The sequence below is a fragment of the Microcystis sp. M109S1 genome, assembly GCF_020247025.1.
Taxonomy (GTDB): Bacteria; Cyanobacteriota; Cyanobacteriia; order Cyanobacteriales; family Microcystaceae; genus Microcystis.
Genome location: NZ_JADBRW010000397.1, coordinates 1 through 3,677 on the forward strand (window position 1 = coordinate 1; position 3,677 = coordinate 3,677).

A 3,677-nucleotide genomic window follows, 5' to 3' on the forward strand; every position below is an offset into this window, starting at 1 on the left:
CTCAATTGTCTATCTTTTGGTATTAACCCGTTTGTGCCTTAAGTCCTTCCCTGTATAGATTTCAGCTATTTTTGAGCGTAGGCACTCTCATCGAATTTTATTTTAAGTTAATTATTTGCATAGCAATTACCGAAGAGCCAAAAATATCTTGAATTAGGGTAAATAAAAACCCAAGAAAGAAAAACCCAGCAATGGGAAGAAAAACCCGGAGAGGGGCAAAATACATTCCCACCCGGAGGATTAACTGGACAAAGCGCAAAGTATCCCGGATAGGCTTAATTTTACTGTTGCCCTGGCGAGCAAAATAGTCAATCGGTTCATAATGGACTAAATAACCATTAGTCAACATGGCGAGGGTAATCGTAGTGGTAAAACTAAAAGTATCGGGTAAGATATTAAAAAATCTTTCGACCACGCTCTTACGAAAAACCCGTAAGCCACTATTAAGATCCGGAATGCGACTATTGCTAATCCATTCGGCAAAACGGACAAGAAACCACTTAGGAATTTTGCGAATTGTTGGATAACTGACATTCGCACCAGTACGCGCCCCGACCACCATATCGGCATTCTCTAGCAGGGCAACTAATTGGGGAATTCTTTCGTTAGGATAGGTTCCATCTCCGTCCGTAATCACGATTGCGCCATATTTAGCCTGTCTAATTCCCGTTTTCAGTGCTGCGCCATAGCCACGATTTCTGGGATGTTCGATTAACCTAAATGTCATCAATTCCTGAAGTTCTCGCAAGATTTCACCCGTTCGATCCTTAGAACCATCATTAACCACCACAATCTCATAGGTACAATTAGAGAGTTTTAGTTGTTCTTGGAGAAGTTTTAAAGTCGGAGTAATACCCTTTTCCTCATTATAGACGGGAATGACAATAGAAAAAGCAGCATTGTTTTCCTTTCTTGCTGAACTTGACGATAATTGACTCTCCAATTTTGCACTGCTTTCCATTATTTCCAGGTGGATTGTTATTGGTTGAACCTCTGATTATGATTGGTTTTTTCAGAGATAGCCTCGTCGGGGTTAACCATAACCATATGTAGTCAATGGCCATAGGCCATCAAGGTTAAGAAAATTTTTCCCTCAACCGCACGAACTTTTTGTGCCTAGTTAGTATATAAGTGTATATTGAACAGTTGTCAAGTCCTTCAAAAAAAATTAAGGAATAGATTCATGGTAGAAAAATTAGGCATCGATTATTTTGGCAAAAACCGCCCCCTGGCGAAACTTCACGGCAAGACCACCCTGCAAATGCGCCGCAAAATGTATGATTTTTTAGAGAATGCCGTGGATGGTGTGAGGGGAAAAAAATTTTTAGACCATGGTTCCACACCGGAAACCACCAGACAAGCGAGTAACTGCTTTATCCGCTGGTTGCTGGAAGATGATGCTAAGGTTTATGCCTGTTCTCCTGAAGAAATTAGCCATTTAGCGGCATTTTTCCCCGGATTACTTGTCCTTGATTGGCCTCCCACACCTTCCCAAGTAGAAGGAATTGACTATATCATCTCATCGGCGGTTATCGAACACGTCGGCAATGAACAATCGCAGATTGAATACGTCAGCAGCCTGCTGCGATTATGTCCCCGCTTATTTATCACTACTCCTAATCGCTACCACTGGCTAGAATTTCATACGCGCTTGCCCCTCTTCCACTGGCTGCCGAGAAGTTGGCATCGCGCTGTCTTAAACTTAATTGGGATGAAGTTTTGGGCTAGGGAAAAAAATCTGCGCTTGCTTGCGGAAGATGAATTTGCCCGTATTATTGAACAAGCTGCCCGAATTAATGGTTTAAAAGTTACTCTCCACTGGTATAAGCCGAAATTTCTGGGCTTAGTGTCTAATCTCTGCGTTTTAGTTCACTAAGGCTGTCACTCCTAAAACCACAAATCTATTCCTGGCCACAAACAGAAAATAAGTGATCACAAAAAGACGAAAAGAAAGGACTTTTTCCGATAATAAAGGGTAGGTTTAACTCTGCCCTGTGCTCCGCTTTCTTGGCACTGATTACTGATTAATGATACTAAATCCAGTTATTAAAAACTGATTATCTATTCCCTACTTTTGCCTTTTGCCTCTTGCATGAGTGCCTGTCCTGATATGTAGCCTATACTCAACGGATTTAGTATGATTAACCTCAGTTCGGGATAAGGGGGGAAGGAAAAGGCGGCGGCTAGTAAGCTGAACAATATATAACCATACCCTCGATAGTTCCAGTACTCCCAACTCCGGTGCAGTCTTAACGAGTAATTTAGGTAGTCAACAGCTTATTATTGGAGCAATGGGGTCAAATTCAGGACAAGACTTTAGCTAAAGAGGCAGGTAAATCGGCTAATTTTTCTACCACTGTCACCCCAGCTTCTTGAAAATGACGTAAGCTATCTTTTCTGGTATTCTTAGCGGCAACAGAGTAGGAAAGTTGGTTAGAAATAATTGTTTCTGTATCGCCGAAATTGGTTTCAATCGCTGCATTTAACCCCACAAGATAGGCAATCACTGGTTTTTCGATCGCCGAGGCAATATATTTGGCTGCCTCGATTTCGGCCTTTCCCCCCACCTGACTGACGAGGAGAATTGCCTCGGTATTGTCATCTTCCTCAAAAACCTGCAACCATTGGGACAAATTGGAGCCAATAATGCCGTCAGTACCCAAATTTACCGCCATAGATTCACCATACCCCGCTGCTGTTAAAGTTTTCGCCACTTCATCCCCTATGCGATCGCCGCGGGTGATCAGACCGATTGTCCCCGATTGATAAAAATTCGGTTCACAAATACCCAACCAAAGATAATTGGGAATAATCACACCCTGGCTGCCGGGGCCGAGAATTAATGTCCCGGTGGTACTAGCTATCTTTAATAATTCCACCAGATCCAAGGGGGGAACTCCGGGGGTGACGATAATTAATTGGGGAATTGCTGCTGCGATCGCTTCTAAGGCCGCATCTAGGACTTGATTGGGGGGGACTAAAATTAAACTGGTCTTGATTTCTCCGGCTTCAGCAACGGCCTCGGCCACTAGATCAAACACTGGTATCTCTGCGATTATCTCACCACCGTGGCCACTAGCCACCCCCGCTACTAAACAGGTTCCCTGAGCTTTCAATCGTGCCGCATAATATTTGCCTAGGGGTCGATCGATCCCTTGCATAATTATCTGATCTTTATCTGTCCATTTCATATATTAAGTGTTGGGAGTTGTTTCAGTAAACAGTAAACAGTAATCAGTGAGACACTGTTGATGGGAGTTTTTTTCAGTGGTCAGTAAACAGTAAACAGTAATCAGGTTCTGAAGGCAAGAGTCACTCATGCAAGAGGCAAAAGAAAGAATCTGGCAATTCTCCCACCTAAAAAGAAGGTTAGAAACTAAGCACATCAAAGCTTTTAGCTTAACCAATTAGGTTTTAGATTCGGCCCTTGTGAACTGAAAACTCACATCTGATTACTGATGACTGTTAACGGAGGCAGGGGGCAGGAGGCAGGGGGCTCCGAGGCCGTTTTTGTAACGGGGATTTATGCCCCGCTCCCAAAACTTTTCGCCTTAAGGCGAGGTTTTAGACCTGATTTTTTCGATAACTGATATACTTTAGGCGTTCATAATCTGAGATTTATGGTTCTTCGGTTTGTCTTATGCAATGGACTGGGGTTATAAGGGATGGAACCCTTA

The 3,677-nt window shown here is 43.0% G+C and carries 3 protein-coding genes; 1 reads left to right on the forward strand and 2 read right to left on the reverse strand.

Translation table 11 applies throughout. The features are described 5' to 3' along the window. Positions 1-97: 97 nt before the first annotated feature. On the reverse strand, positions 98-961 hold the full coding sequence (locus tag IM322_RS19550; protein WP_287672812.1) for a glycosyltransferase family 2 protein: 864 nt from the start codon (positions 959-961) through the stop codon (positions 98-100). 222 nt (positions 962-1,183) lie between these two features. Between IM322_RS19550 and IM322_RS19555 the strand changes: the two genes are divergently transcribed. Beyond that, positions 1,184-1,876 carry a class I SAM-dependent methyltransferase gene (locus IM322_RS19555; RefSeq protein ID WP_287672814.1) on the forward strand — a complete coding sequence of 231 codons (693 nt, stop codon included), beginning with the start codon at positions 1,184-1,186 and terminating at the stop codon, positions 1,874-1,876. A 427-nt stretch (positions 1,877-2,303) separates the two neighbouring features. On the opposite strand, the gene IM322_RS19560 is transcribed toward IM322_RS19555, so the two are convergent. Then, positions 2,304-3,191 carry a succinate--CoA ligase subunit alpha gene (locus IM322_RS19560; protein ID WP_002751009.1) on the reverse strand — a complete coding sequence of 296 codons (888 nt, stop codon included), beginning with the start codon at positions 3,189-3,191 and terminating at the stop codon, positions 2,304-2,306. Between the last annotated feature and the right edge of the window lie 486 nt (positions 3,192-3,677).

What these genes read in the sequence shown, in the direction of transcription:
- IM322_RS19550 (WP_287672812.1), bottom strand. Translation starts at nt 961, where the DNA reads ATGGAAAGCAGTGCAAAATTGGAGAGTCAATTATCGTCAAGTTCAGCA.
- IM322_RS19555 (WP_287672814.1), top strand. Translation starts at nt 1,184, where the DNA reads ATGGTAGAAAAATTAGGCATCGATTATTTTGGCAAAAACCGCCCCCTG.
- IM322_RS19560 (WP_002751009.1), bottom strand. Translation starts at nt 3,191, where the DNA reads ATGAAATGGACAGATAAAGATCAGATAATTATGCAAGGGATCGATCGA.